The sequence below is a fragment of the Micrococcus lylae genome (assembly GCF_900163825.1).
GTDB lineage: Bacteria > Actinomycetota > Actinomycetes > Actinomycetales > Micrococcaceae > Micrococcus > Micrococcus lylae.
In genome coordinates, this window is the sequence record NZ_FUKP01000051.1 from 1 (window position 1) to 25,920 (window position 25,920).

The window sequence follows — 25,920 nt, forward strand, 5'->3', positions numbered from 1 at the left end:
CGAGACTCCTCCTTGCGGATGCCGATCTCGTCAAAGGTGTGCATGACCGCCTCGTGCGCGCCGCCGTGCAGCGGGCCCTTGAGGGCGCCGATGGCGCCGGTCCGTCCGGCGACAGGGTCCTGGATCCCGAAGCCCTCGCCCTCGATCCGATCTGGACCCCGAGGCCCTCGATCCGATCTGGTTCCCGAAGCCCTCGATCCGATTCAGAGCACGCCACGCACGCGCTGAATCGGATCGAAGGGTGGCGACGACGGCCGTTCACCTGGGTCGGCTCAGTTGGCCGGGGCGTTCGGCTCAGTTGGCGCGCGCGTGGAGGGTGAGCAGGCCCCAGCGGCGGTTCAGCCGCTCCTGAGCCACCGCCGCGGTGGACTCGTCCTGCTCCTCCAGGCAGGTCAGCAGCGTCCAGAGGTCGTAGGGCGACTCGTCCGGCCAGACGTACGGGGTGAGTCGGCCGTAGTCGAGCTCCACCACGGCGTCCGGGCCGAACAGCTCCAGCCACCCGGACAGCTCGGTCAGCTCCCCGTTCAGGTCCGCGTCCGGGGCGTGGTCCCGCAGGATCCGGGCCGCCCGACCGCAGCGGACGAGCGCGTCCAGCAGGTCCACCGTGCGGCGGGCGCGGAACGGGCGGTCGGGTGTGGCGCGGGTGCCCTCGTCGTCGAAGGTGTCGGCGCCCTCTGCGCTGGCCGAGTCGTCCTCCGCGCCCGTCGGTGCGGATCCCTGTGCGGCTGCGCGGGCGAGGTCCTCGTCCGGGTCGAACAGCAGCAGCCACGAGTGCGGCACGCCCCAGAGCGAGGAGCGGGTGCGGATCGCCGAGCCGGGGCGGGCGAACTCCGGGCGGGAGTCCCGGCTCCGCAGTCCTGCCCCGAGACGGTCGTCGCCGGAGAGGCCCTCGCCGGCGGTGGCGTCCGTGGCGGGGCCGGACGCATCGGTGTCGGAGGCGACCGAGGGATCCGGTGAGGCGTCGAGGGCGGCGGTGTGCCGTCGTCGTGCCTCCTCGGGTATGAGGGCGGCGAACTGCTCCGGTTCCAACAGGCGCTCCAGGGAGGCCGCCGAGTACGCGGCGCGGCGGGCGAGCTGGTCCGGGCAGAAGCGGACGCGGCCGTCCGGGTGGGTGAGCGCGCGGACGAGGTCCGGCTGCTGGGGATGCGGGAACGGATCCACGCGGCGGCGGGTCACGCGCGCCAGGGTGCGGCGGTCCGCCTCGGCCTCCACGTCGGCACGGTCACGGCCGGCGGCGTCCGCGAGCACCGGGCCGAGGGCGGCGGGGAACGCCTCGGCCGGTTCGAAGACGCGCAGGTGCGCGATCGCGTCCATGGCTGCGGTGCGACCGGGCGCCGGTCAGCGGTAGTCGACGATGACCGGCGCGTGGTCCGAGGCGCCCTTGCCCTTGCGCTCGTCGCGGTCGATCCAGGCGTCCTCGACGGACTCGGCCAGGGCGGGGGAGCAGAGCTGGAAGTCGATGCGCATGCCCTCCTTCTTCGGGAAGCGCAGCGCCTTGTAGTCCCAGTAGGTGTAGACGCCCGGGCCGGGGTGACGGGGACGGACGACGTCCACCAAGCCGGCGTCCGTGAAGGAGCGGAAGGCCGAGCGCTCCGGCTCGGAGACGTGGGTCAGCTCATTGTCCAGGAAGAACTGCATGTCCCAGACGTCCTCGTCCTGCGGCGCGATGTTCCAGTCGCCGGTCAGGGCCAGGCGCAGGTCCGGGGACTCGGCCAGCTGCGCGGCGGTGAGGTCCTTGAGGGTGGAGAGCCAGTCCAGCTTGTAGACCATGTGCTCGTCCTGCAGCCCGCGGCCGTTGGGCACGTAGAGGCTCCAGAGGCGCACCGGGGCGGCACCGTCCGTGGACTCGGTGCCGACCGTCGCACCGATCGCACGGGCCTCCTCATGCGGGTCCTTGCCGCCCTTGCCGAAGTGCGGCTGGCCTTCGAAGCCGCGCTGCACGTCCTCAAGGCCCACGCGCGAGGCGATGGCCACGCCGTTCCACTGGGAGAAGCCGTTGTGCGCCACCTCGTAGCCGGCGCGCTCGAACAGCTCCCACGGGAAGTTCTCGTCCTTGCACTTCGTCTCCTGGATGGCCAGGACGTCGATGTCCTGCCGCTCCAGGAACGCCTCCACACGGTCGGCGCGGGCACGGAGGGAGTTCACATTCCAGGTCGCGATCTTCACCCGGCCAGGCTATCGAAGGGCGCGGGGCCGGCGGGAACGGGCGGTCTCGGGGCGGCGCCGGCGGGCGGTCACACCCTCGGACGTCCGAGCGTGTATCGAACTTGGGCCGGAGCCGGCCGATCCGGGCCTGGACGGCCCAGGTTCGATACACGCAACGGCATCCTTCGGCGCCCGCAACCGGGTCCTTCGGCGCACGCAACCGGGTCCTCTCTCTTCGCCCAACGGCGCCGCAGCGCCTCGGCTCGGGTCTTGCCACGCACCGCGAAGGCACTTAGGTTAGTTACACAAGTAATGAACCACTGAAGCTCGGACGGGAGTCGAGATGGCCAGCACAGACCCGCACGGACAGCCCCTGTTCCGCACCCTTGCGCAGACGATCGAGCGCGGCATCGTAGACGGCAGCTACCCGGAGGAGACGCAGATCCCCTCGACCAACGAGTTCGCCCTCCACCTGCGCATCAACCCTGCGACCGCCAACAAGGGCATCAACCTCCTCGTGGACGCCGGACTGCTCTACAAGCGACGCGGCATCGGGATGTTCGTGGCCGAGGGGGCGCGTGGACGCCTGCTGGCCCAGCGGACCGAACGGTTCGCCGAGGACTACGTGGACCCGATGGTCGCCGAGGGGCAGCGCCTCGGACTGCAGCGTGAGGACATCGTCGAGCTGGTGAGCGAGCGGGCGGTCAGCGCCGGAGGAGCCGTCATCGACGCCGCCGGGGAGCCCGCCAGCACGGACGGACGGCAGCCGGCGGAGGCGTCAGTACGCCGGAGCCCCGGTGCCGCTGAGGCAGGAGGAAGGCGATGAGCACCGCGCCGATGGCCACGCCCGTCCTCGAGTTCCCGCCCACGGTCCGTCCCCTCTCCGCGGACGCTCCGATGTCTCCGGACGCCGCGGTGAGCGTCCGCGGCCTGGCCCGCCGCTATGGGGAGGTCCGCGCGCTGCAGGACGTCAGCTTCGACATCGCCCCCAACACCATCTGCGGACTGCTCGGCGCCAACGGCGCAGGCAAGACCACGCTCATGTCCCTGATCTCCGGCCAGGACCGCCCCAGCGCGGGCACCCTGCAGGTGTTCGGCCGAGAGCCGTTCGACGACGCCGCCGTGCTCACGCAGCTCTGCTTCGCACGCGAGAACCAGGCCTACCCGGACACCTTCGCCGTCCGCCACGTCCTCACCACGTGCCCGCTGTTCCTGCCGCACTGGGACGCGGACTTCGCCGACGAGCTCGTCGAGACGTTCCGGCTCCCGCTGAACCACAAGATCCGCAAGCTCTCCCGCGGGCAGCTCTCGGCCGTGGCGATCGTGGCGGGACTCGCCTCACGGGCGCCGCTGACCTTCCTCGACGAGCCCTACCTCGGACTCGACCCCACCGCTCGGCGCCGCTTCTACGACGCGCTCCTGCGCGACTACGCCGAGCACCCCCGCACGATCCTCATGTCCACCCACCTGATCGGCGAGGTCGAGGGGTTCTTCGAGCAGGTCCTGGTGATCGACGACGGCCGCCTCCTCGTGGACGCCAGCGCCGAGGACATCGCCGAGCTGGCCTTCACGGTCTCCGGGCCGGCGAAGGCGGTGGAGGCCGCCACCGGCGACCGCCAGGTCCTCGAGACCCACCGCATCGGCGGTCTCGCCTCGGCCGTGGTGCTCGGCACCCCGGACGCCGCGATGCACCGTCGGGCCGCAGAGAGCGGGCTCGAGATCGGCCCGGTCGGCCTGCAGGACCTCATCGCAGCACTCGGCGCCGCGCCGCACGGCACCGCCGAGGCCCGAGCCCACGACCAGGAGGCGACCCGATGACCACGGCGACCGCACAGACCGACGGACGGGCCGTCGTCGGGAAGCCGACGGCCCATCACGACGACCGCACCCTGCCGCACCGGTGGCTGCGCGTGGTGCGACTGCACTACTCGGACCTGACCGGGATGCTCGTCACCACTCCCGTGACGTTCGCCCTGCTCACGCTGTTCTCTGTGGCCGTGTACCTGGTGCTGAAGGCGTACGTGGTGCCCGCGGAGACCGACCTCTCCCAGTTCTTCCGCGGGAACATGGGGGTCCTGTGGATGCTGCCCGGATTCCTCGCGAGCGTGGGCGCGTTCTCCTACGTGCGGACCATGCCCTATGCGGTCGGCATGCTCGGCTGCACGCGCGGCGAGTATTGGCGCGGCACCCTCGTGTGGGCGGTGCTGCAGGCGGTGTACTCCGCCGCCGTGGTGGTGGTCTTCCTGGTGCTCGAGCAGGCCACCGGCACGTGGTTCACCGACGGCGCCCGGGTCTTCGACGTGGCGCCCCTCGGGGACGGGCACCTCGGCACGGCGGCGTTGGTCGCCTTCTGCGTGGGACTGGCGGCCCTGCTGCTCGGGGGCTGCATCGCCATCGCCTGGCTGCGCTGGAAGCAGTGGGGTGTGATCGGAGGATTCCTGATCCTGGCCGTGGTGCTGCTCGGCGGCGCCACGCTGCTGCTGGCCCTGGGCGTGGACGTGATGGGCTTCCTCGCCGAGGACGTGCTGCTGAAACTCTCGTCCCTGGTCCTTGCCGTGGCCGCGGCCGCCGCGCTGCTCAGCCGCCTGCTGCTGGGCCGGGCTCCGGTCGCGCGGTAGGGGCGGCATCGGCGGGCGGTCACACCCTCGGACGTCCGAGCGTGTATCGAACTTGGGCCGGAGGCGGCCGATCCGGGCCTGGACGGCCTAAGTTCGATACACGCAGCGGCTTCGATACACGCAGCCACTCCCCGTCCCGCCGCTCACGGCCTCAGCGCCACGGCCTCAGCGCCACCAGTCCTCGAGGATCGTCACCGGGGTGGTGCGCTTGTGGCGGCTGCGCAGCCAGACGGCCTCGATCTTCTCCGCCACGTCCTCGGGCACCTGACGGCCCTCGAGGTAGTCGTCGATGTGCTCGTAGGTCAGGCCGAGCTCGTCCTCGTCCGCGCGGCCCGGGCTGCCGTCCAGCAGGTCGGCGGTCGGCACCTTCGCCCACAGCGCCTCCGGCGCTCCGAGCTCCTTGGCCACGGCCCGCACCTGGCGCTTGTTCAGGCCGAACAGGGGGAGCACGTCCGCGCCGCCGTCGCCGAACTTGGTGAAGAAGCCGGTCACGGACTCGGCGCCGTGGTCCGTGCCCACCACGAGCTGGCCGTGCTGGCCGGCCAGGGCGTACTGGGCCACCATGCGCACGCGGGCCTTCACGTTGCCCTTGTTGTAGTCGGAGATCGGCTCCCCGGTGGCCGCCGCGAAGGCCTCCGTCACGCCGTCCACGCCGTCGGCGATGTCCAGCGTGCGGTCGATGTCCGCGTCGATGAAGTCCATGGCCTGCTGCGCCTCCGCCTCGTCAGCCTGCACGTTGTAGGGCAGGCGCACGGCGGTGAACTGCGGGTTCCGGTGCGAGGGCTTCGGCAGGGTCTCGGCGGTCGGCCTCGGGGCCTCGCCGCCGCGCAGCACGGGCCCGCCCATGGCGACGGCGTCGGTCACGCCCAGCTCGGCACGCGCCCTCTCCACGGCCAGCTGCGCCAGGCGGCCGGCGGCGGTGGAGTCCACGCCGCCGGAGATGCCGAGCACGAACCCGGCCGCGCCGGTCGACTGCAGGTAGTCCGCCAGGAAGCGCACCCTGCGGTGGACCTCCTCGGCGGGGTCGATCTCGGGCTTGACGCCCATCTCCTCGATGATCTTCTGCTGCAGCTCACGCATGCGCCGAAGCCTACTCGCGGCGTGTTTCCGGCGGGAGTCGTGCTCCTCGGCCGCTTCCCGACGGCGGCACACCGCTTCCACAGCGTCCCTCACCCGCCCCCGGGGTCGGCCTCGTGGCGGCACACCGCTTCCGCAGCGTCCCTCACCCGCGCCGGGGGTCGGCCTTGTGGCGGCGTCTGCTCCGTGGCGGAGTCGGCGTCCCGCACCCGCGCCCGTGGGTCGGGGCGGAACGGAGCCTCAGGCCTCCGGATGCCCCAGGTTCCGGGCGATGGTGCGCAGGGCGGCCAGGGTGGTCTCGTAGTCCTCCCGGGGCAGGTCGCCGATCGCCTCGGCGCGGAGCCGGTCCACGGCCTCGGCCACGCGCTCGCCGGCCTCGCGACCGGTGGCGGTGAGGGTGAACAGGTCGCCTTCGACGGCCACCCACGCCGCCTCCACCAGCTCGTGCAGCTCGGCGAGCGCGGTCTCGGACAGTTCCGGGGCGAAGCCCGCGGTGACCTCCTCCGAGCTGAGCGGGCTTGCGGTGAGGGCGTTGAGCATCTGCCACTGCGCGCGGGTGAGCCCGTGCTCTTCGAGCGAGGCGGCGACGCGGGCGGTGATCAGGCCCTCCGTCTGCGTGATCCAGTGGGCCAGCGGCAGACCGGCATGGCGGGACGTCTCGGTGGTGCGTGCGTTCTCGTCCATGGCCGTCAGGCTAGCGCCGAACCAGGTTCCGGGGCAGGGGTGCCGCTCCGGGGCAGGGGTGCCGCTCCGCCGAGCGCCGCTAGCATGAGGGGCATGAGCGAGAACACCGCAGCCCCCACCCCCGAGCAGGACCGTGCCCGCCTGAAAGAGCTCATCCAGCAGCTCGCCGTGGTCCGCGGAAGGGTCACCCTGTCCTCCGGCAAGGAGGCCGACTACTACGTGGACCTGCGCCGCGTGACCCTGCACCATGAGGCCGCGCCGCTGATCGGCCGGGTGATGCTGCGGATGCTCGAGGACGCCGGTGTCGAGTACGAGACCATGGGCGGCCTCACGATGGGGGCGGACCCGGTGGCCACCGCGATGATGCACGCCGCCGGTGCCGAGGGCCGTGCGCTCGACGCGTTCGTGGTGCGCAAGGCCCAGAAGTCCTACGGCATGGGCCGTCAGGTCGAGGGCCCGGGTGTGGACGGCCGGAAGGTCGTGGTGCTCGAGGACACCTCCACCACCGGCGGCTCGGCGCTGACCGCCGTCGAGGGCGTGCGCAGGGCCGGCGGCGACGTGCAGGCCGTGGCCGTGATCGTGGACCGGAACACCGGCGCCGCCGAGCGCATCGCCGAGGAGGCCGGGGTGCCCTACCTCTACGCCTTCGGCAAGGACGAGCTCGGCCTGGACTGAGCCCGGCTCACAGCCATTCGGCCCGCTTGAACAGCACCCACAGCACCACGGCCACGGTCAGCATCAGCGTCAGCGCGAACGGGTAGCCGAACGCCCAGTGCAGCTCGGGCATGCGATCGAAGTTCATGCCGTAGATCGACCCCACCAGCTGCGGGGCGAAGATGATCGCAGCCCAGGACGAGATGCGCTTGACCTGCTCGTTCTGCTCGATCGACTGCTCGGCCAGCCGCTTGGACGCCAGCGTGGAGTCCAGCTCCAGCGCGCTGTTCAGCATTGCGCGCATGGCGGCCACGCGCTCGTTGATCTGCACGGCGTGGTCGTGGACGTCGCGGAGGCGGCGCAGGTTCTCCACCTCGATCGCCGCGCCCTGGGACGCCGCACTCGACTCCCCGGCCTCGTCCGCGTGCAGGCGTGCCCGTGCGTCGTCCTGGAGCTGGTCCACCATGGTCGGCAGCGCGCGGATGGCGTGCTGGAAGTTCAGCACCTCGCGGGAGAGCTCGTAGATGCGGCGGGACACATGCGCGTCGCCGGCGAAGATCTGGTCCTCGATCTCGCCGATGTCCTGCTCGAGGCCGTCGGCCACCGGGAAGTAGTCGTCCACCACCTTGTCCAGGATCTCGAAGGTCACCTGCCAGGGGCCGAGCGCGAGCCGGTCCGGGCTGTCGCGCTCCAGGGAGTGGCGCACGGCGGCCAGGTCCGGCTCCTCGGCGTGGCGCACGGTGACCACGTAGTCGTCCCCGGAGAAGACGCCGATCTCGCCGAACTCCACGGTCTCCGTCTCGTCGATGTACCGCGCCGGGTGCAGGACCATGAACCAGTCCTCGCCGTAGTGCTCGAGCTTGGCGCGCTGCCCGCCGGACAGGGCGTCCTCCACGGCCAGCTCGTGCAGGTGCAGCTCGTCCGCGACCTCCTGCAGCTCGTGGGCGTCCGGCCGGTACATGCCCAGCCAGGCCAGGTCCCCGGACTCCTTCAGGGCCCGCCAGGTCTGGTCCAACGAGCTCGGTGCGAGGATGCGTCTGCCGTCCTTGTAGACGGCGTTGTCGATGATCGTCACCTGACCATTGTGCGCCTGTTCCCTTCCGGGCCGCCTCCAGGCTTACGGGCGTACGGTGGAGCCATGAGCGAGAAGATCACCCAGACCCAGACCGTCGAGGCCGTCCGAGACGGCAAGTCCCTCCTGCCCGCCGAGGCGGTGAACACCGCGCCCGTGGTGGCGCTCGGGCTTTTGGGCGGTTACGTCACCGCCCGTGAGACCGGCATCCGTCCGCTGGGCGGCGTGCTGCTCGGCGCCGCAGGCCTGCTGGCCGGCCGCACCTGGCTGGCCAAGGGCGGACCGGCCGTCACCGGTGGGCTGGCGGCGCTGTATCTGGGCGGTTTCGGAGCCTCCCATCCGCTGGCCAAGAAGATCGGCGCGTGGCCGGCCGTGCTGGCCGTGACCGCCGCGGCCGCCGGCGCCTCGAAGGTGCTGGTGGATGCGAAGGCTCCGCGCGTCGCGTGAGCTCCCGCCCGCTTCACGACGACGGCGCCTCACCTTCGGAGGGTGAGGCGCCGGAGCGTGTGGTCGGGGTGGGCCCCTGGGAGGGCCCGTGGCCGCAGGACCCGCGCTTCGATGCAGACCTGCTGCGCGAGGGGGACCGCCGCAACGTGCTGGACCGGTACCGGTACTGGAGCCTCGAGGCGATCGTCGCGGACCTCGATGCGCGGCGGCACCCGTTCCATGTGGCCATCGAGAACTGGCAGCACGACCTGAACATCGGCACGGTGGTCCGCACCGCCAACGCGTTCAACGCCGCCGGGGTCCACATCATCGGCCGGCGCCGCTGGAACCGCCGTGGCGCCATGGTCACGGACCGGTACCTGCACGTGCACCACCATGACACGGTGGCGGCGTTCGCCGCGTGGGCGGCCGAGGAGGGGCTGCCGGTGCTCGGCGTGGACCTGTTCCCCGAGTCGGTGCCGCTGGAGACCTTCGACTTCCCCCGCGCCTGCGTGCTGGTCTTCGGTCAGGAGGGACCGGGGCTCTCGGAACAGATGCGGGCGGCGTCGAGCGCGGTGCTGTCCATCGCGCAGTACGGCTCCACCCGTTCGATCAACGCGGGCGTGGCCGCCGGCATCGCGATGCACGCGTGGATCCGGCAGCACGCGGACGCGGCGCCGCCGTCGCCCTAGGAGGACGACGACGGCGCCGCGTCGGGGTGCTGGGCCACTGCCCGTACGGGGCCGGGCGGCCCGGCGCCGCGGACCGGCGGCTCAGCGCTCGAAGGTGAGCGGCACCTCGAGCGAGTCGAGGGTCTCGGGGTCCTTGATGCCCGCCTTGACGATCACGTCGACCTTCGCGGTGGCCTCCGTGGCGTCGGCCGGGATCTCGAACCAGACGCGGTCCTTGAACCGGTACTGCAGGTCGGAGGGGTCGTCCAACCAGCGCTGAGTGGTGCCGTCCGGCAGCTCCAGCGTGATCATGGACTCGTCTTCGTCGGTGGAGTTGAGCTTGTTCGTGCGCACGTCCAGGCCCAGGAACACGTTGCCGGACGTCGCCCAGCCCTGCTTGGGGAGGGCGGGCAGGATCTCCGCGCCCTCGATCTGGCCGCTCAGGTGCTCTGTCTTGCCGGTGAAGCCCGTGAAGGACACGTCCCAGTCATGGCCTTCCTCCACGGCTACGGAGGTCGGACGCTCGTAGATGTGCTCCACGTCGGAGGCGGTGCGGGAGCCGTCCACGAGGGAGATCTCCTGTGCCGCCTCGTCCTGGACGACCTCGAGGGTCACGTCCTCAGGCTCTGCGTCCTCGGGGGCGGAGACGACGACGGTGGCCTGGTCTCCCGCAGCCAGGGGTGGGACTCCGACGTCCACCGGGTCGCCGTTCACACGGAAGGTCGTGGTGGTCTCGGGGGCCTCGCCCTCGAAGGCGTGGCGGGCGTCGGAGGCCTGCACGACGGCGACGTAGAGGGCTTCACCGTCCGCGGCACTCACCTCGTCCGCGTAGTCGAAGACCATGGGGGCAATCTGCTCGGCGAGCTTGCCGGGCACGGCGTCCACGCGGGCCGTCTGGGTCACGGCGAAGCGGGTGCCGAGCACCTCGACGGTGTTGTCCGGGGACTCCTCGACCTCCTCGAGGCCCAGGTCGTTCGGCACCGAGTTCAGGGTCCCGGCCACGCCGGGCTCGAAGGCGGTCTGGAAGTCGGCGGTCTCCTCGGCCTCCTCGCTCTCGGTGGACTCCGGCGACGGCTCGGCGGCCTCGGACGATGCGGAGGAGGCGCTGGCGGCATCCTCCTCCGGGGCGTCGGACGTGCCGCCGCACGCGGTGAGCGTCAGGATGGAGGCGAGCCCGAAGGCAGTCAGGGCCGTGCGGCGGCCGCGGGCCGAGGTCGAGAACGAGCGCATGAGAACTCCCGGGAAGGTCGGACGAAACCGCGGGCCTGCGAACAGACCCGCAACACAGGACCTTAGCGGGAACTCACGGAGAAGTCTCAGAGGATTCCCGGTGGACGTGAAGTGATGGGAACGGTGCTCGGCCGCGGCCCCTCCCGGCATGACGCGGCGGGGTCGCGTGCGGGAGCGGAGGGAAAGGCGGGCGGTTCAGCCTGCGAAGGGCCGGACCGGCAGGCCTGTCACCCCCGGGCGGACGGCGAACAGGGCCCCGGCCAGCGGGTCCTCCCCGCGTTCCATGTTCTCCCAGGAGGTGGTGATGTAGAGGGTGCCGAGGTCGTCGCCGCCGAAGGTGCACGCCGTGGTCTTCTGCACGGGGACCTCCACCACCTCGTCCAGGGTCCCCTCCGGCGTGTACCGGTGGATCTGGCCGTGGCTGATCACCGCAACCCAGATGCCGCCCTCGGCATCCACGGTGAGTCCGTCCGGCTTGCCCTCGCCGTCGAGCACGTCCACGAGCACGCGCCGGTCCGTCAGGCCCTCCTCGCGGGAGTAGTCGAACACGGCCACCTGCCGCGTGGGGGTGTCGTTGTAGTACGCCCGCGTGCCGTCCGGGCTCCACTCGAGGCCGTTGGACGTCGTCGAGCCGGTCAGCACGACGTCCACCTCGCCCGCGCCGCCGTCGGGTGCGGGGGTGAGCCGGTAGAGGTTCGCGGCCCCGGGGGTCTTCGCGTAGGCCATGGTGCCGCAGTGGAACCGGCCGTCTGGGTCGCAGCCGCCCTCGTTCATCCGGATCCCCGCGTCCGCGCCCCACAGCTCGGGCAGCGTCGTCAGCTCGCCTTCGGGCGAGATCAGGGCGAAGCCCCGCTCCACCGCGACGACGGCCCCGCCCCCGGTGCGTGGGCGCAGCGCGGCGGCCACGTCGCCGACGTGCGTGCGGTCCACCGTGCCGTCGGCGCGCAGGGCCAGGACATCCCCGGCGAGCATGTCCACCCAGCGCAGGCCGCCGCCGGCGGTCACGCCCTCGGCGGCAGTGCCCCAGGAGTCGGCCCAGACGGGGCCCTCGCCGTGGTAGGCGATGGGATCGGTGAGCTGCTCGGCGCGCATGTCTGCTCCTTCGGTGGGCGGGACGGTCCTGCCCTTGACGCTAGCCGACGCTCAGAACCAGCCGCACGAGTCGGCGGTCCGGCGGTCGTTCAGCGCGGCGTCGAGGAAGCCGGTCGCGCGCGGCAGCGCGGCCACATAGCCGCCCACGTGGGTCGGGGTGAAGACCGGGTCGAAGCGCACCTGCGCACCCTCCGCGCACCAGCGGTGCCCCAGCTCACGGCCGGTCCGGTACGGGATGACGTCATCGGTCAGCGAGTGGGCGATCATCACCGGCATCTCCGGATGACGGCCCTGATGCCCGAGTCGCTGGTCGGCGAGGATGCCGGCGAGCAGTCGGTCGCTGCGCACCAGCTCCGGGAAGGACTGGCCTGAACTGGTGATGGTGGAGGAGTCCAGGTCGGCGAACGCTGAGCCGTCCGAGGTGCAGGCGGTGGAGGCCTTCTCGAGGGTCTGCATGCCCAGGGCGTTGAGGTACAGGCTCGGGTCCACACCGTAGGCCTCGAAATGGCCCGCCATGGCGAAGAGCAGGAACGCGGCCGAGCCGCCCCCGTCGATCGCGTCGGCCACCTGGGTCAGGTCCGCCGGGGGAGCGCCCGCGTAGGCGGCCTTCACGTCCAGCTCCGGTGCGTACTCGCCCGCGAGCTCGGCGGCTGCAGCCGCGGCGCCACCGCCCTGGGAGTAGCCGGCGATCGCCACCGGGGACGTGGCCGTCACGCCCGAGCCCTCGAGCCCGGCAGCCGCCCGGACGGAGTCCAGCACGGTGTGCGCCTGGGACTGCCGGACCATGTAGGTGTGCAGGCCCTCGGTGCCGAGCCCCTCGTAGTCCGTGACCACCACGGTGTATCCCTTGTTCAGCAGCGTGGAGATGCCGACGCCTTCGTACTGCTCTCCCGTGGACAGGGTCTTGGACGGGGCGCACTGGTCTCCCACGCCCTGGGTGCCCACCGCGTAGGCGATCACCGGCCGTTCGCCGGAGCCGGTCCACTCCTTCTCCGGTTCGAGGACGGTGCCGGTCACGGCGATCGGCTCGCCCGTGGCGCTCACGGAGGAGTACATGATGCGCGTGGCCGTGGCGGGGAAGCGGATCAGCTTCACCGGGTCCAGGTAGAAGTCCATCGGCTCCTGGCGGATCAGCGCGCCGGGAGTGCCGGGGATCGAGTCCGGAGCGGCGTAGAAGTCCTCGTCCGCGGCCTGGGCCAGAGCGGTGCGGGCGGCGTCCCACTGTGCCCGCTCCGCGGTGGTGGGGGCCGTGGACAGCTCCTGCACGGCGGTCTCCTGCTCGGGGCCCATGCCCTGCTGTGCGGCGGCGGGGGCGGGGCCGGCGAAGGTCGCGCCGAGGCCGAGCGCGACGGCCGCGGCGAGGGTGGTCAGACGGGAGGGGCGGGAGGTGGTCATGGGTTCCTCGGGTGGGGGGACAGGTGCGGGCCTGCCGGCCTGCGTGTGATGCACCTCACGCTACGGAGCGGCCCGACGGCGGGCAAGAGACCTTCGTCCAGACCTCGCCGCGGGCCCCGGGCGCACCGATAGGATGGTGCCGGCGGCTCCGCACCGGCGCGGGCGCACGCGTCCGCCACCTGAGAGGGTGTCCGCCGGTGACAGCACGGAGCCGGATCCGTCTGCCCGACCGCGACGCACAGGAGCGCAGCATGCCCATCGCAACCCCGGACAAGTACGCCGAGATGATCGACGCCGCCAAGGACGGCGGCTACGCCTATCCGGCGATCAACGTCACCAGCTCCCAGACCCTGAACGCCGCCCTCCGCGGCTTCGCCGAGGCCGGCTCGGACGGCATCATCCAGGTCTCCACCGGCGGTGCCGAGTTCTTCTCCGGCAAGAACATGAAGAACATGGTGGCGGGCTCCCTGGCCATGGCCGCCTTCGCCCGCGAGGTCGCCAAGCAGTACGACGTCACCATCGCCCTGCACACGGACCACTGCCCGAAGGACAAGCTGGACGGCTTCGTCCGCCCGCTGCTGGACGCCTCCGAGGCCGAGGTGAAGGCCGGCCGCGACCCGATCTTCAACTCCCACATGTGGGACGGCTCCGCCGAGACCCTGGACGAGAACCTGAGGATCGCACGGGAGCTGCTGGCCCGCACCGCCGCCAACAAGCAGATCCTCGAGGTGGAGATCGGCGTCGTCGGCGGCGAGGAGGACGGCGTCGCCAACGAGATCAACGACCAGCTCTACACCACCGTCGAGGACGGCCTGGCCACGGTCGAGGCCCTCGGCTCCGGCGAGCACGGCCGCTACATCACCGCGCTCACCTTCGGCAACGTGCACGGCGTCTACAAGCCGGGCAACGTGAAGCTGCGCCCGGAGATCCTGGACGAGATCCAGCAGGCCGTCGGCGCGAAGATCGGCAAGGACCGCCCGTTCGACCTGGTCTTCCACGGCGGCTCCGGCTCCACCGAGCAGGAGATCGCGGACGCCGTGCGCTACGGCGTCATCAAGATGAACGTGGACACGGACACCCAGTACGCCTTTACCCGTCCGGTCGTCACCCACATGTTCCAGAACTACGACGGCGTCCTGAAGATCGACGGCGAGGTCGGCAACAAGAAGATGTACGACCCGCGCACCTGGGGCGAGAAGGCCGAGATCGGCATGGCCCAGCGCATCGTGGAGGCCTGCCAGGACCTCGGCTCCGCCGGGAAGTCCATCAAGTGACGCTGCCGGAACGCCGGCTGGGCTCTCGAGAGGAGGCGGTCTGATGGAGATGCTCCCCTGGTTCGCCTGGATCCCGATCGTGGCGATCCTCGTCTGGGGCGCCGTGCAGATCGCCCAGCTGATCACCGGCCGCAGCGTCGAGGGCCTCGAGGGCTCCGGCCTGTCCGACCGCATGGACGAGCTCGAGTACCGGCTCTCCGAGCTGGAGTCCTGGTCGGACCAGGTCGGGGACGCGCCCCGTCGACCCGCGGTCGAGCGTGGAGGCGCGAGCGGCGGCGAGTCCCTCGAACATCGCATCGAACGTCTCGAGGCCCGCGCCGACCGCCGCGAGGCGCGGGACCGGGACCGCGACGACTGGGACCGCCAGGCCAAGGACCTCGGCCTCGAGGACTGACGGCGGGCCCGCCCCGCCGCAGCCGTCCTCCAGCACGACGGCGGCCGCTCACCGTGCAAGGTGAGCGGCCGCCGTCGTGCCGGGAGGGGGCCCTCCGGGGTGTCAGTCGTCCTCGACGACGCGCGGGGGCTGGCCCGGGGCCACCGGGCCCGGGGCGCCCTCGGGGCGGTCGATCATCGAGTGGGTCGGCAGATCCTCCGGGTCGGACTCGCCCGCGGGGATCTTGCGGGCCTCCTCGAGGGTCTTCTCGTCCATCTGGTAGTCCATGAAGAACGGCGAGGCCTTGCCGATGACGTCCTGGTACGTGGAGGGGTCCTTCAGGACGGTGTCCGCCAGGTGGTCACGGGCCTCGGTGACGATCGTGGTGCTCTCGGCCACCGGGGAGTTCTCGATGGCGGTGAGGCCCTCGTTGGCGTCGCCGTAGCCCTCCATGGCGCCGAAGGTGATGGACACCATCTCGGTGCCGTCGTCACTGCAGGCCCAGCCGGTGCGCTGCGGCATCAGCGGGGCGCCGTCGGCGCCGCCCTTCATGCCCGGGCGCACGAGGGCCATGAGGCCCTTGTCGGTCTCCTCGTCGAACGTGTACTCGTCCGCGATGGCTGCGGGCTCCGGCTTGCACCACTCGAGGCGCTCGTCGTTGAGGTTGTGCTGGTAGCGGACCATGGCCATCGGCATGCCGTTCTCCGCACGGGTGGAGCTGGTGAAGGAGCAGCTCATGAACTCGAGGTTCTCGTCGCGGGAGGCGAAGAGCTGGGCGATGGACATGGCGGACGCGTTCGGGATGTGCGTGGCCACGGCGTCCAGGGTGCCCTGGTCCAGGACGTCGCGGGCGCAGTCCATCACGGACACGGTGTCCTGCTTGGCGGAGGCGATCGAGATCCAGCTGCCGGTGGCGGCGCCGTCGGTCACCCCGGGGCCGTCGGTCTCGAGCGCCTCACGGGGCTGCGGGCGGCGGGTGCCGGCGGCGGCGCTCGACGCGGCGGCCTCGGCCACCTGGGAGGCGGCCGCGGCGGTCGGGTCGAGGCTCTCGGACGGGCTCGGCTCGGAGGTCTCCTCGGTGCCGGAGGAGGGCGCATCGTTCGGGTCCTCCTGGTCTGCGACGCAGCCGGAGAGCACGAGTGCCAGCGCGGCGGCGCCTGCGCCCAGGGGCAGGAGGCGGCGTCGTGCGGCGGTCGAGGCCTTGGCCATGGAGAGCTCCTTCGAAGACAGCGGGCGGTGCCGGGAGGGCACATGCACTGACCTACGGTACCGGAGAAGCCTGGAAGCGGCCCGGGTCCGCCGGGCGAGCGTGGATACACTTTCGGAGAACCCCGCCGCCTGCTGACGTGCATCCCGTATGTGCGGTGTGGGCGGACCCGCAGACAGCACAGGAGGAGATCGCCATGTCCGAGTCGCTGATCGGCAAGAACCTGATGGAGCCGCCGGCCACTCTGCTCCCGGAGGAGCCCGAGGTCCAGGCTCGCATCGAGGCCGGAGACCTGCCCGAGGACATCGTCCCGGTCGCCCCGGACTCCTCGCTCGTGTGGGCCATGATGGCCGAGGACGCCTGGAAGGAGGGCCGTACGGTCGACTCCTACGCCTACGCGCGGGTCGGCTACCACCGTGGCCTCGATGCCCTGCGCCGCTCCGGCTGGCGCGGCGCCGGCCCGGTGCCCTACTCCCATGAGCCGAACCGTGGCTTCCTCCGCGCCCTCTACGCCCTCGGCCGGGCAGCCGCCGGCATCGGCGAGTCCGAGGAGGTCCAGCGCATCGGCACGTTCCTGAACGACTCGGACCCGTCGGCAAAGGAGCAGATCGAGAAGGCGCAGGGCTGACGCGCACGTGGCCAAGCTCTACTTCCGCTACGGGGCGATGAACTCCGGGAAGTCCACCGGCCTGCTGCAGGCCGCCTTCAACTACGAGGAACGGGGCCAGCGCGTTCTGTTGGCCAAGCCGCAGGTGGACACCAAGGGGGATGACGAGATCGTCTCCCGCCTGGGCGTCTCCCGCCGCGTGGACTTCCGGATCCGCCCGGACGACGACGTGGTGCAGCTGTTCCGCGGCCACGCCTCCGGGGAGGATCCGGACGCCCTGGTGGACCGCCTGGACGGCGTCCCCCCGGTGGCGTGCCTGCTGGTGGACGAGGCCCAGTTCCTCACCCCGGGGCAGGTGGACGACCTGCTGCGGATCGCCGTGGAAGAGGGGGTGCCCGTGCTCGCCTACGGCATCCGCACCGACTTCCGCACCCATTCCTTCCCGGGCTCGGCACGGCTGATGGAGCTGGCGCATTCGCTGGAGGAGCTGAAGACCATCTGCCGGTGTGGGAAGAAGGCGCTCTTCAACACCCGCAAGGCCACCGACCCCGCCACGGGGGAGGAGCACTACATCTTCGAGGGGGACCAGGTGGCCATCGACGGCGTCGAGGTGACCTACGACTCCCTCTGCGGCGGCTGCTACCTGCGCGAGTCCGGCGGCCGGCTGGGCTGAGGCGGCGCTCTCTGCGCCGAGCCAGAAGAATCGGCTGCTTCGAGGCTCGGCGAAGGGGCCGATTCTTCTGACTCGCGCGAAGCGGAGGTGCGTCTGACTCGCGCGAAGCGGAGGTGCGTGTTGTCAGGGAACTCCCAGTCCTGGTTCGGCCTCCGTACACCGGCGCTTCGTAGGCTGAAGCCACCTCATCAAGGTGCGAGTGATGACGGGCGAGGGGCCCCGGAGTTGATCCGGGGCCCCTCGTCCTGTCCGGTTCAGTGCGGTGAGGTCAGGGTTCCGCGTGGGACTGTCAGGGGTGTGGTCAGTGTGGGCGGAAGGGTGATGCGCCTTCGGGTCCGGTGGGTGCGGGGGTTTGGGTGGACTCCGGCAGGGGTGCCTGTTCGCCGGTGTAGTCCTCAAGGCTGACGTGGTCGTTGTATCCGTCGCCTTCAGCGGTGCCGTAGTCCGGGTCCAGACGTGAGTGGACCATCTCGTGGCCGTCGGGCATGTCGCGGCAGATCCCGCGGACGACGGTGGCGACGATCAGGGTCCCGTCGCGGTCTTCGTCGAGCAGGACGGTCATGACCATGTTCTGTCCGTCGTGCTTGCCGCCGAGCAGGCGGGTGCCGGCGAAGTTTCCTTCGGCGTCGACGTCGGCGGGGTCCTCGGCCAGGGTCCAGCCCTGTTTGTCGGCTTGGGTGCGGATATGGTCAGCGACCTTGTGGGCGGTGTCCTCGGAGTCGACGGCGACTTCGGCGTCGGCGATCCAGGACGTTCTCTCGACGGCGGACGGATCACCTGGGAGCGCTCCGGTGCAGGTGGTCTCACGCAGACGTCGGACGGACTCTGCACCCATGGCGCGGGCGATGTCGGGGAAGGTCTTGTCCAAGAACTCCCCGTCGGCGGCAGACAGGGCCTCGGCCTCGGCGGACTGTGAAGCGGTCACGTCTTCTCCTGGATCGGGTGCACACGAGCTGAGAGCCACCAAGGCCACGCCTGCCGCGATGGCCCGTATGGAAGCGGATCGGAATGTCAACGGATCACCTCGTCGTAGGGGCGCTTGAATTCGTCGAAGCCCTCGCTTTCGGTGATCTCGGGGTGGTTGTCCAACCCGTCGATGAGCACCGGAGCCTTGGGATTCGCGCTGTAGTCGAGCCGGTCCGGCAGCTCCGGGACGAGCTCATCCTCATAGATGAATGCTTCGATGTTGGCGCGAGACGTAGAGCGCGGCACCCACAAGTCACTGTGTCCTCCGGCGGGCCCGTCCCCGACGCGGATTGGGTTCTCGGGAGTCGATCCCTTGGCGTAACCGGTCTCGAGCCGAGGAGCGTCCATAAGCCTTGTGGGGTCGCCTCCCACGAGGAAGTTCGGACCGTGGTGACTGCCTCCCAAACGCTGGGAGTACTTGATCGGGTCCTCCCGGGTCTGGACCACTGCGCGGTCGGCATTCGGATTGACCGTCTCCTCCGGCGAGCCCACGTTGTGCCCTGTCCCGGCCGGCGCCAGGTAGAGAAACTTGTCCGTCGTCATCCCATGGTCCCGACGCTCAGCCGTGCCCGCCAGGGGCGCGCCCGCGGAATGTGCCAGCGTCGTCTGCGTCGCCTGCGAGTTCTCCAGGTCGACACCCTGGTCGAACGCGGAAAGCAGGGGCGCGCCCGTCTCGCTGTAGCGGGCGGTCATGTTGTCCGTGACCACGGAGGGGCCGTCGTTCTCACCGGTTCGTGGATCGAACCGTCCTGAGAAGTCCGTGCCGGCCCAGTAGAAGTTCACAGTGTCAGACCGAGGGCCGCCGACCATGTTCTGCATCGCCTCGTTGTAGCCGCGGACACTCTCCATGGAGGTGTACGTGCCGGGTACGAACATATTGATGTGCCTAGTCTCGTCCGTGAATGTCCCCTGCATGGTGACGATCTGGCCGTTGCCGGACGGATCGACATACACCGTGCGATACAGCGCCCCCTCATCGCTGTCCGGCGCTGCGCGCTGCTGGTACTGCTGCCAGGCATTGGCAAGTCCATATCGATTCTGCTCCAGCTCGACACCCTCAAGCAGCCACTTGTTCTTGGCACGTTGCCGGTCCTCTTCTTTGCCGTGCTCGGGCAGGTACGGGGCCTTGGGGTGCCCCAGGGATTCCCGTCGCTCTCGCTGTAGTCCGGAATGCGCGCCTCCCATGTGGTCTGGCCCGCGCGGGTGCGGATCTTCTCCTCGACGATCTCAGCGTTGCCGCGCACGTTGACCGCGCCGATCTGGGCGCGCTGCTCCATGGGCACCCCGTTCATGTTGCCGAACACGATGGGGTAGGTGAACAGGAGGTAGGCCTGTTCCTCAGGGGTCAGACGGTCCCATTCGGCACGAACCGCCTTCACAGCGCCGCGATTCGACGCTGGGTCCATGTTCTCCGGACCGTGCACGAACGGGGCCATCCGCTCCTCCGGGCTGCCCGGCGCCGGGCGGGCCGGGAACGGGTTCTTCACGAGGTCCCGGGCCACCTCACGACGCTCGGCAAGCCACGTGATGTACTCATCGGATCCGAGGAACGTCCGTGCCCGGCCGGGATTCTGCTTCACCCAGTTCAGGAACTCCGTGGCGTCGAGGTGGCGGACTTCCTCGGCTGCCTGCTTCGTCTCCGCAGCGATCCATGCGGGGTGGTCGACGCGCATCCCCGTGTCGAGCGAGTCCTGCAAGGCGCCCCAGTCCAAGGTCAGGCCGACGTCCTGCCAGTCGCCGGGAAGCTCGTCATTCTCTCCGCCATGGATCGTGCGAAGGGCCGAGGCGTACTCCTCCTGCACCTGCATCCACTCGCTGCACAGTTGGTCGACGTCAGAATTGAAGGCGTGGACCTCCATCGTGACCCTCATGATGCGCAAGGTGTCCTCGGACGCCAGCGCCGCGAGACGCTCGGCCTCGAGCACTCCGTGGCGATCACGTAGGACCGCGGCCAGTGCTTGGACCACTGTTGCGGCATCGGCGAAGTCGTCCGTGCAGTCAGCGGCGTGCACGAGGGCTTGGCGCCACTCGTCCAAAGGGCGGTCGACGAGGTCCAAGCCATGCCACACAGCCTCCTGCGTGCCTTCGTGGTGGTAGGAGTCGCGAAGGCGCTTCCAGGCCGAGCTCGCGTCGTCGTAGTTGTCTGTCGCCCGGCGTACGCCGTCGCGCGCCGTGCGTGCCCCGTCGCGGAGCACCTCGCTGTCGACCTCGATGTGCGGGACGTCGACGGGAAGGGGGATGTTCATGAGTCGGAGAACCCTTCGGTCACACGAGCCGCCTGCTCACGGGTCACGGTCTGCTCGGTCTTCGAGTCCATGTCATGGTCCATCCGGACGAACGCCGCCGCGGCTTGCGCGACCTGCCACGTCTGATAGTGGACTGTTGCGGCTGCATTGCAGCCGAGGGCGTCGCGGGCGCCCCAGAACGCGGCAAAGGCGGAATGCGCCGTCGTCGCCGTTCCGAAGCCGCTCTCGATCCTCTGGCCGCCGTCGCGGACAGAACGGGCCGTCTCGTCCAGGTCCCGTCCTGCACGAGCGGTCTCCGTCAACGCTTCGTGCACGTCCCACGGGACGATCTCCACCTTCACCATCGGGCTCTCCCCCTTGCCCTCTTGTGTTCTCCCTTACCCCATTGCCCTCTTGTGTTCTCCCTTACCCCACTGTGGCGTTCGCGCTCAGTGCGGGTCAAGCTGTTGTGCCCCGCCCCGCCCCGTCACTGATCGGTGCCGCCCGCGGGCGTCCCGTCGGAATTGTCCGACTCGTGGCCCATGAAGGTCTGTACCGTCTCGTGGTGCCCGGAGGAGCCCACCAGCAGTCCGCGGCCGGGAGGCAGGCGACGCGGACGCAGCCCGTCCACGAGCACGCCCTCGGAGCGGTCGCCGCTGAGCATGAGGGTCACGGCCTCGCTGGCCAGCAGCGAGGTGATGAACCGCTCGTATAGGGCACGCGAGGCGCCCTTCATGCGGCGGGAGACGAAGACGTTGAGGTTCAGCTCGGCGGACATAGGCAGGTATGGGATGAGCGGTGCCAGCGGGGACTCGCCCCCCACGGTGAGCACGTCATAATCGTCCACCAGCACCACGATCCGTGCTTTGCGCATGGGGGAGTCGTCTGCGGGGTCCTTGGACTGCCGCTTCTGGAGCTCGGTCACGAGGGCGCGGGTGAGATTGACAGCCACGGTCGCGTTGCCGGCGTAGCCGGCGACATAGTCGTCCGGGACGGCGCCCTTGAGCTCGCCGCGCGGGTCGTACACCACCGCCATCATCTCGGTGTCTGCGTGGGTCTGGCACAGGTGAGAGGCCAGTTGGCGAAGCATGGAGCTGCGCCCGGTCTGGGCGTCGCCGAAGGCGAGCAGATGGCGCTCGCGCCCGTCGATCGCCAGGGACCGCACGGAGAGGTCGTCTTCGAGCAGGCCCAGGGGCAGCTGCTCGGGACGCTCCAGCTGCGCCAGCGGCGGCCGCACGGCCTCGGTGGGCAGCACGCGGACCGCCATGGCGCGGCCGCGCACGGAGGCGGCGACGCGTTCGGCGAGGGCGGTGAGGCCCTCGGTGGCCGTGGCGGCGTCGGCGTCGCCGTCGATGCGGGGCAGGGTGACCTGGCCGTGTAGACGGTTCATCGAGATGCCGCGTCCCGGTGTGTTCTCGCGTACCTTCTCCGCCACCTTGCGGTCGATCGCAGAGTCCGTGGGCGAGGGCAGGTGCAGTTCCACACGGTGGGAGAAATAGGACTGCTGGGTGGAGCGGACCTCGTTCTGACGGGACACGGCAGTGATCACGTGGATGCCGTAGGCGGCTCCTCGCCCGATCAGCCCGTTGAGCACGGGGGTGAGCTCGGAGAACTCCTCGTTGACCAGACCGTATCCGTCGAGCACCAGGAAGATGTCCGCGCTCGCCAGCTGCGGCAGGGATCCGTCCGCATGACGACGACGGAGGGTGACCATGGAGTCGATGCCCTCGGCCTCGAACAGCCTCTCGCGCAGGGTGAGCATGCCGGAGAGCTCCCGCAGGGTGCGGGTGACCATCTCCTTGTTCGTGCGGATGGCCACGCCGCCCACATGGGGCAGCCCCTGCAGGGGCAACAGGCCGGAGCCGAGCAGGTCCACGCAGTAGATGCCCACCTGTTGTGGTGTGTGGGTGAGGGCCAGTGAGGAGACGATGGTCTGCAGGAGGGTGGTCTTGCCGGTCCGTGGCCCGCCCTGGACGATCAGGTGGCCGGAGCCTGCGGTGAAGTCCAGCGTCCAGAGGCCCTGCCACTGCTGCTCCGGGTCGTCCACCAGGCCGATCGGCACCTCGAGGGGCTCCTGGGCAGCGAGCCGCAGCCCGTGGTCCGTCTCTGTGACCTCGCCGACGGCCTGATCCAGTGTGAGGGTCTCGGGCAGCGGGGGCAGCCAGAGCGGCTCCACGGGTGAGGGCACCTCACGGAGCCTGTCCATGAGTGACTCCATGATGGTCGGCGCGGGATCGCCCTGGCGCTCCGTCTCCGGTTCCGCGTCCGCCGCGCGACCGACTGACAGCTCCGGCTCCTCCTCCTGGGTGGGTCCTGCGAGGTCGGGCCCGTAGGCCGGCACCGGAAGGGCGGGCGGGACCTCATCGACGACGGTCTGGGCTCTCGCATGGTGTTCACGGGCCTCGGCCTCGTCCTCCAGCGGAGAGGAGACGTAGCCGGAACGGAACCGCGAGTACACGGAGGTGTCCACCTTGAGGTAGCCGAAGCCGGGCAACGGGGGCAGGTGGAAGGCGTCGGGGGTGTCCAGCACGGTGCGGGACTCGGACTCGGAGAGGGTGCGCAGGCCGAGGCGGTAGGACAGGTACGTCTCGAGGCCGCGGAGCTTGCCGGACTCGATGCGCTGAGAGGACAGCAGCAGGTGGACGCCGATGGACCGGCCGATGCGGCCGATGGACAGGAACAGGTCGATGAAGTCCGGCCGGGCGGTGAGCAGCTCGCCGAACTCGTCGATGATCACGATCAGGTGGGGCAGTGGCTCCACGCTGCGCCCCTGGGCCGTCTCACGGTCCCGATAGGCCTGGTAGTCCGTGATGTTGGCGAGGTTGCCGGCCGACTTCAGCACCTCCTGACGGCGGAGGATCTCCCCGCTGAGGGAGGCGTAGACACGTTCGACGAGCGAGAGGTCGTCGGAGAGGTTCGTGATGATGCCGGTCACGTGGGGTGCCCCGTGGAAGGGGGCGAAGGTGGCGCCGCCCTTGAAGTCCACGAGCAGCATGGACATCTTCTCGGGGGCGTGGGAGGCCAGGAGGGCGAACACCAGGGCGCGGAGCAGCTCTGACTTGCCCGAGCCCGTGGCGCCGACGCACAGGCCGTGCGGTCCCATGCCGAGCTGGGCGGCCTCCTTGAGGTCGAGGTGGACGGGGTCGCCGCGGTCATCCTCGCCGATGGGGACGCGCAGGAACTCGTCCTGGCCGCGGGGACGCCACTCTCCGGTGAACTCCGCAGTCTCGAGGACAGGCGCCGATCTCTCGAGGATGATGTCGCGTCGTTCAATGCCCTGCATGGGGCCGAAGACGTCGAGGAACTGCCACCAGGTGTGGCGATGTGGCGTCAGGAACTGCTCGACACGCCTGGAATCCTCCAGGAGCTCTACCTGACGGCGGCTGAAGATTGCGCTCGGGCACTGACCGACATCACCGTGGATGGCCTGGACGTCGAGTCCATGGGCTCCGGGCGCCCCGGGGGCTGGGCCCGAGACCTACTGGACACTGCCGGCGAGCAGGCCATCCCCAAGGGTCCGCTGAGCATCACGACGACGACGCTCGGAGGCCTGGACGTCGCGAGGGTACGGGAGCCATGGCTGCGCCACAACGACGTCATTCCTGAGACCTGGCAAGCCCGATTCATGGGCTTCAACGTCGGTCACTACGGGGCATCTCTGGTGGCCGGTGGGGCGGCCCTTCGACGTGCCTGGACCACGCGAAGCTGGGCGCCGATCCGCAGCATGCCGCTGGCCATGGGGATGACCTTCCGGAACCACTCGAATGAAGAGACCAAACTCGCGATGAAGTTCAATGATCGCAAGACCTTCCAGCGGCCCACGTGGGGGGCTCTGCGCACCCAGTTCCTGGACGGGCTGCCGATCGTCGGGGACGCGAGGTCCGTACAGGAATTGCGGAAGACCCGGACACCAGCGAACTCTGGCACTCCGGCGCCGGCCATGAGGGATGCCCACCGGGTGGAATCGCGAACGGTGATGAAGTTCAACACCGGCGTGAAGGGTCTGGGGACGGTCGGCACGGTGGTCGGCGCTGCCCAGACCTACGGCAGCGAGCACGAGAAGCAGCTCCAGGAGAACAGGGCAGAGAACCCCGGTGCCTCGCGCGAGGACGTGGAACGGGAAGCGCGACACGACGCCGGCGCACAGACAGTGGGCAACGTCGGCAGCACCGTGCTGGCCTCCGCCGCAGCCGGAGCGGTGGCCGGGTCGGTCGTCCCCGGACCCGGCAATGTCGTCGGCTTCGCGGCAGGTGTGGTCACGGGTGTGGCCATGAGTGTGCCGATCGCGGACTCGGACGGTGACGGTCAGAAGGACAGTGCCGCCGAGGCGGTCGGAGATGGGGCAGAGTGGCTGTGGAACAAGGTGCGTGGCAAGTGATCAGCGCGCCTGGATGGAAGGACGATGGATGAGTGAGCAGGGCATGGAGCGGGTTTCGCTCGCAGATGTGCAGTTCCCCTTGCGGGTGCGGGTGCGTACTGGTGTGTGGGCGCCGGCGTTCGTGATGGCGGTGGTGCTGTGGGCGCTGTTCGTGCCGATCATCCTGGGGGTGCCGTCGTCGTTGTTCGAGGCGGACTCGGCGATGTTGCCGTTGCTGCGGGTGTTGGCGGGGATCGGGTTCCTGCCGTTGTCCTTGTATGTGGCCTACACGTGGATGGCGTGGCGTCGTCCGCGGCATCTGACGGTGGATGAGCAGGCGGTGTGGACGGATTCGTGGCGGGTGCGTTGGGAAGACGTCAGGTCTGTGTGGTTGAACCCGACGCATGGCCAGGCTCCGGACAAAAAGACGCAGGTGGCGTTCTTGATGGAGAAGCGGGTGTGGACCGATGAACTGCGGCGGGGGAACCGGTGGGACTCGGGGTATCCGTTCGGTCTCGGGGGGATGCTGTGCAGGGACGACTTGGTGAAGACGCAGTTCGCCACGGATCCGCCGATCCAGTCGTTGTTCGGGCTGTTCGAACAGTTGCGCATGCAGGCCCGTGGTGAGAAGCCGGACGACGCGGCCGCGCATGGGTGACGTGACAGGGTCCGAAGGCGTTTCGACTGCTGAGGACGGTGTTGTCTTCGGGCCCTTTGCGTTGCGGGTGCCGCAGACGTGGGTGCCTGCAGACGGTCACGTTGGGGCTCCGGGGGTTCGGGTGTTCGATGTGCGCGCGGAGACTGCACACACGGGAGCGGAGGAGATCCACCCGAATGTTGCGGTGCGGTACTTCGTGGAGCCCGAGGAAGGCGGCGTGGCATCGGCTGCGTTGCGAGAGCTGCACCTCGGCGGAGAGTCCGCCCTGGACGGTTTCCTTCCGCTGTCCTATGAGGCGTTCTTCACTGGGGTCGGACTGCCTGCCCGGCGTCATCACGTGGTGGCGTGGCAGCGCGGGCTGCTCTGGCACAGTCTGCGTTGGTATGTGGGGTCGGGAGACCACGTCCTGGAACTGACCCTGACCGTGGGGGAGGGTGACGATGTGACGGCCTTGGGATGTCCCGCGTCAAGTAGTTGGCAGGATTTCCTTGGTTTTGAATGTCGGGGTGGTGGGGT

General features: G+C 70.1%; 28 protein-coding genes. 13 read left to right on the forward strand and 15 right to left on the reverse strand.

What is annotated here, in order from left to right; translation table 11 throughout:
* The 3 genes from FM125_RS12405 to FM125_RS07565 form a co-directional block, all read right to left on the reverse strand.
* Positions 1 to 146: citrate/2-methylcitrate synthase (locus FM125_RS12405; RefSeq protein ID WP_281251976.1), on the reverse strand; the 146-nt coding region annotated here is incomplete at its 3' end.
* 148 nt (positions 147 to 294) lie between these two features.
* Positions 295 to 1,314 (reverse strand): DUF8083 family protein, encoded by a 1,020-nt coding sequence (locus FM125_RS07560; RefSeq protein WP_087134180.1) that lies wholly within the window; start codon positions 1,312 to 1,314, stop codon positions 295 to 297.
* 24 nt (positions 1,315 to 1,338) lie between these two features.
* On the reverse strand, positions 1,339 to 2,166 hold the full coding sequence (locus FM125_RS07565; RefSeq protein ID WP_070638586.1) for an exodeoxyribonuclease III: 828 nt from the start codon (positions 2,164 to 2,166) through the stop codon (positions 1,339 to 1,341).
* Between the two features lie 322 nt (positions 2,167 to 2,488).
* Between FM125_RS07565 and FM125_RS07570 the strand changes: the two genes are divergently transcribed.
* Genes FM125_RS07570 through FM125_RS07580 form a run of 3 tightly spaced genes read left to right on the forward strand, consistent with a single transcriptional unit; the run spans position 2,489 to position 4,763 of the window.
* Positions 2,489 to 2,971, forward strand: coding sequence for a GntR family transcriptional regulator (locus FM125_RS07570; RefSeq protein ID WP_087134181.1), 483 nt, complete (start codon positions 2,489 to 2,491; stop codon positions 2,969 to 2,971).
* Complete coding sequence (locus tag FM125_RS07575; RefSeq protein ID WP_245829895.1) at positions 2,968 to 3,963, forward strand: ABC transporter ATP-binding protein; 996 nt, start codon at positions 2,968 to 2,970, stop codon at positions 3,961 to 3,963. Before FM125_RS07570 ends, FM125_RS07575 begins: the two co-directional genes overlap by 4 nt.
* Positions 3,960 to 4,763 (forward strand): hypothetical protein, encoded by an 804-nt coding sequence (locus FM125_RS07580; RefSeq protein ID WP_087134182.1) that lies wholly within the window; start codon positions 3,960 to 3,962, stop codon positions 4,761 to 4,763. Before FM125_RS07575 ends, FM125_RS07580 begins: the two co-directional genes overlap by 4 nt.
* 165 nt (positions 4,764 to 4,928) lie before the next feature.
* Here the strand turns inward: FM125_RS07580 and nadE are convergent, their stop codons facing one another.
* A complete protein-coding gene (nadE, locus tag FM125_RS07585; protein ID WP_087134183.1) occupies positions 4,929 to 5,843 on the reverse strand; it encodes an ammonia-dependent NAD(+) synthetase in 915 nt (304 codons plus the stop codon).
* A gap of 237 nt (positions 5,844 to 6,080) precedes the next feature.
* The gene (locus FM125_RS07590; protein ID WP_067191513.1) at positions 6,081 to 6,524 is read right to left on the reverse strand and encodes a MarR family winged helix-turn-helix transcriptional regulator; all 444 of its coding nucleotides are present in this window, start codon (positions 6,522 to 6,524) and stop codon (positions 6,081 to 6,083) included.
* Positions 6,525 to 6,617: 93 nt separating this feature from the next.
* On the opposite strand from FM125_RS07590, the gene pyrE reads away from it, so the two are divergent.
* Positions 6,618 to 7,199 (forward strand): orotate phosphoribosyltransferase, encoded by a 582-nt coding sequence (gene pyrE, locus FM125_RS07595; RefSeq protein WP_087134184.1) that lies wholly within the window; start codon positions 6,618 to 6,620, stop codon positions 7,197 to 7,199.
* Positions 7,200 to 7,206: 7 nt separating this feature from the next.
* Here the strand turns inward: pyrE and FM125_RS07600 are convergent, their stop codons facing one another.
* The gene (locus FM125_RS07600; protein WP_180525430.1) at positions 7,207 to 8,253 is read right to left on the reverse strand and encodes a magnesium and cobalt transport protein CorA; all 1,047 of its coding nucleotides are present in this window, start codon (positions 8,251 to 8,253) and stop codon (positions 7,207 to 7,209) included.
* Positions 8,254 to 8,316: 63 nt separating this feature from the next.
* Between FM125_RS07600 and FM125_RS07605 the strand changes: the two genes are divergently transcribed.
* Positions 8,317 to 8,697 (forward strand): hypothetical protein, encoded by a 381-nt coding sequence (locus tag FM125_RS07605; RefSeq protein ID WP_067191518.1) that lies wholly within the window; start codon positions 8,317 to 8,319, stop codon positions 8,695 to 8,697.
* Entirely contained in the window at positions 8,694 to 9,368 is a 675-nt protein-coding gene (locus FM125_RS07610) for a TrmH family RNA methyltransferase (RefSeq protein ID WP_067191520.1), read from the forward strand. Before FM125_RS07605 ends, FM125_RS07610 begins: the two co-directional genes overlap by 4 nt.
* Before the next feature lie 81 nt (positions 9,369 to 9,449).
* Here the strand turns inward: FM125_RS07610 and FM125_RS07615 are convergent, their stop codons facing one another.
* The 3 genes from FM125_RS07615 to FM125_RS07625 form a co-directional block, all read right to left on the reverse strand.
* Entirely contained in the window at positions 9,450 to 10,577 is a 1,128-nt protein-coding gene (locus FM125_RS07615) for a CARDB domain-containing protein (protein ID WP_067191522.1), read from the reverse strand.
* Positions 10,578 to 10,772: 195 nt separating this feature from the next.
* A complete protein-coding gene (locus FM125_RS07620; protein WP_067191524.1) occupies positions 10,773 to 11,669 on the reverse strand; it encodes an SMP-30/gluconolactonase/LRE family protein in 897 nt (298 codons plus the stop codon).
* Positions 11,670 to 11,720: 51 nt separating this feature from the next.
* Positions 11,721 to 13,064: a lipase family protein gene (locus tag FM125_RS07625; RefSeq protein ID WP_067191526.1), complete on the reverse strand. Its 1,344-nt coding sequence runs from the start codon at positions 13,062 to 13,064 to the stop codon at positions 11,721 to 11,723.
* A gap of 251 nt (positions 13,065 to 13,315) precedes the next feature.
* Here FM125_RS07625 and fbaA point away from each other — a divergent pair, with 251 nt between their 5' ends.
* Entirely contained in the window at positions 13,316 to 14,338 is a 1,023-nt protein-coding gene (gene fbaA / locus FM125_RS07630; protein ID WP_067191528.1) for a class II fructose-bisphosphate aldolase, read from the forward strand.
* Positions 14,339 to 14,381: 43 nt separating this feature from the next.
* Complete coding sequence (locus tag FM125_RS07635) at positions 14,382 to 14,732, forward strand: hypothetical protein (RefSeq protein ID WP_087134185.1); 351 nt, start codon at positions 14,382 to 14,384, stop codon at positions 14,730 to 14,732.
* Between the two features lie 102 nt (positions 14,733 to 14,834).
* On the opposite strand, the gene FM125_RS07640 is transcribed toward FM125_RS07635, so the two are convergent.
* Positions 14,835 to 15,920, reverse strand: a complete 1,086-nt coding sequence (locus FM125_RS07640; RefSeq protein ID WP_087134186.1) for a hypothetical protein — start codon at positions 15,918 to 15,920, stop codon at positions 14,835 to 14,837.
* Between the two features lie 194 nt (positions 15,921 to 16,114).
* On the opposite strand from FM125_RS07640, the gene FM125_RS07645 reads away from it, so the two are divergent.
* On the forward strand, positions 16,115 to 16,546 hold the full coding sequence (locus tag FM125_RS07645) for a DUF3151 domain-containing protein (RefSeq protein WP_067191641.1): 432 nt from the start codon (positions 16,115 to 16,117) through the stop codon (positions 16,544 to 16,546).
* A 7-nt stretch (positions 16,547 to 16,553) separates the two neighbouring features.
* Positions 16,554 to 17,198 carry a thymidine kinase gene (locus tag FM125_RS07650; RefSeq protein ID WP_067191640.1) on the forward strand — a complete coding sequence of 215 codons (645 nt, stop codon included), beginning with the start codon at positions 16,554 to 16,556 and terminating at the stop codon, positions 17,196 to 17,198.
* Positions 17,199 to 17,499: 301 nt separating this feature from the next.
* Here the strand turns inward: FM125_RS07650 and FM125_RS07655 are convergent, their stop codons facing one another.
* The 5 genes from FM125_RS07655 to eccCb form a co-directional block, all read right to left on the reverse strand.
* The gene (locus FM125_RS07655) at positions 17,500 to 18,123 is read right to left on the reverse strand and encodes a hypothetical protein (RefSeq protein ID WP_087134187.1); all 624 of its coding nucleotides are present in this window, start codon (positions 18,121 to 18,123) and stop codon (positions 17,500 to 17,502) included.
* Positions 18,124 to 18,209: 86 nt separating this feature from the next.
* On the reverse strand, positions 18,210 to 18,983 hold the full coding sequence (locus FM125_RS07660; protein ID WP_180525432.1) for a hypothetical protein: 774 nt from the start codon (positions 18,981 to 18,983) through the stop codon (positions 18,210 to 18,212).
* Positions 18,944 to 20,410, reverse strand: coding sequence for a hypothetical protein (locus FM125_RS07665; protein WP_087134189.1), 1,467 nt, complete (start codon positions 20,408 to 20,410; stop codon positions 18,944 to 18,946). The genes FM125_RS07660 and FM125_RS07665 overlap by 40 nt, the downstream gene beginning before the upstream one ends.
* Positions 20,407 to 20,751 carry a hypothetical protein gene (locus FM125_RS07670; protein WP_143745285.1) on the reverse strand — a complete coding sequence of 115 codons (345 nt, stop codon included), beginning with the start codon at positions 20,749 to 20,751 and terminating at the stop codon, positions 20,407 to 20,409. Before FM125_RS07670 ends, FM125_RS07665 begins: the two co-directional genes overlap by 4 nt.
* A gap of 125 nt (positions 20,752 to 20,876) precedes the next feature.
* Positions 20,877 to 23,672 carry a type VII secretion protein EccCb gene (gene eccCb, locus FM125_RS07675; protein ID WP_087134191.1) on the reverse strand — a complete coding sequence of 932 codons (2,796 nt, stop codon included), beginning with the start codon at positions 23,670 to 23,672 and terminating at the stop codon, positions 20,877 to 20,879.
* A 33-nt stretch (positions 23,673 to 23,705) separates the two neighbouring features.
* Here eccCb and FM125_RS07680 point away from each other — a divergent pair, with 33 nt between their 5' ends.
* The 3 genes from FM125_RS07680 to FM125_RS12120 all read left to right on the forward strand — a co-directional run.
* Positions 23,706 to 24,767, forward strand: coding sequence for a hypothetical protein (locus FM125_RS07680; RefSeq protein WP_087134192.1), 1,062 nt, complete (start codon positions 23,706 to 23,708; stop codon positions 24,765 to 24,767).
* 28 nt (positions 24,768 to 24,795) lie between these two features.
* A complete protein-coding gene (locus FM125_RS07685; RefSeq protein WP_087134193.1) occupies positions 24,796 to 25,404 on the forward strand; it encodes a hypothetical protein in 609 nt (202 codons plus the stop codon).
* Positions 25,405 to 25,588: 184 nt separating this feature from the next.
* On the forward strand, positions 25,589 to 25,920 hold a 332-nt coding region (locus FM125_RS12120), incomplete at its 3' end, for a hypothetical protein (RefSeq protein ID WP_219337036.1).